This window comes from Rahnella sp. ChDrAdgB13, from assembly GCF_017655185.1.
Taxonomy (GTDB): Bacteria; Pseudomonadota; Gammaproteobacteria; order Enterobacterales; family Enterobacteriaceae; genus Rahnella; species Rahnella contaminans.
The window spans coordinates 1-1,189 of record NZ_JAEMGT010000218.1 but is presented as its reverse complement, the minus strand read 5'-3'; the positions used below and the strand labels follow the sequence as shown (position 1 = coordinate 1,189).

Annotated in this window: 1 protein-coding gene; it reads left to right on the top strand. The window is 60.1% G+C overall.

From position 1 onward, the window contains the following. Positions 1 to 1,014 (top strand): phage terminase large subunit (terL, locus tag J8X26_RS26930; RefSeq protein WP_208952583.1); only part of this gene is annotated, 1,014 nt, incomplete at its 5' end. Positions 1,015 to 1,189: the final 175 nt, after the last annotated feature.

Below are 1,189 nucleotides of genomic sequence, written 5' to 3'. Positions count from 1 at the left end.
GAAGCCTGGCTGAAGAAGACCGTGCTGCCCCTCGGTCAGGCCGGGGGTAAGCTGGATGTGGTCTATATCGGCACCATTCTGCATTACGACTCCGTGCTGTCGCGCACCCTGAACAATAAGCTGTGGCGTACCGCCCGCTTTAAGGCGCTGCGCCGCTGGCCGGACAATATGTCCCTGTGGGATGCGTGGGAGGCGCTGCTGCGCAATGAAGGCGAAGACGCCGCGACGGCGTTTTATGAGGCGAACCAGCGTGATATGGATGCCGGTGCGCTGGTCTCCTGGTCGGCCCGCCCACTGGTGGCCCTGATGACCATCCGTGCCCGCGACGGTCACGGTACATTCGATTCCGAGTATCAAAATGACCCGGTTGCCGGGGATGATGCGCTGTTTGCCGGGAAGGACGAGGCCGGGCACGACATCATCAAATACTGGGTACACCGCATGCGGGAGTGGATTTACTTCGGTGCGGTTGACCCGAGCCTGGGAAAAGCCGGTGCCAGCCGTGACCCCTCAGCCATTCTGGTGGGTGGCTATGACCGCCTGAACGGCGTGCTGAACGTGGTGGAAGCGCAAATCCGCAAGCGCCTGCCAGACAAGATAATCAGTGACGTCATTGAGCTGCAGAAGATATACAACTGCCTGGTATGGGGCGTTGAGTCAGTGCAGTTTCAGGAGTTCCTGCGCACCGAGCTGATTAAGCGGGCGCAGCTCGAAGGTATCCCCGTTCCGGCGCGTTCCATCATTCCCCATACCGACAAGCTGCTGCGCATCGAGTCGCTGCAGCCGCACGTGGCCAACGGGCGAATTCTTCTGCACGCCGACCAGACCACCCTCATTGAGCAGTTGCGGCACTTCCCGAAGGCCGACCACGACGACGGCCCGGATGCCCTGCATATGCTCTGGACGCTGGCGGTCAGCAGTACACCCAAAATGGAGTTTTACAGCATGAACAGCGATATGAGCCGCCGGGCGTCGCGTGACTGGCAGCGTGACTTTCACCAGGGAGGTTGGTAGCCATGAGTAACGTTATCGTGGATGTGTACGGCAATCCGCTGCAGCCGCTGACCTTAAAGCGGCAGCAGTCGGATGACAACCTGCTGTTGCGCCGCCAGTGGCCGGAACATCCGTCACTGGGCATCAATATTAACCGGCTGTATGCGATATTTCAGGAGGCCGAACAGGGCAACCT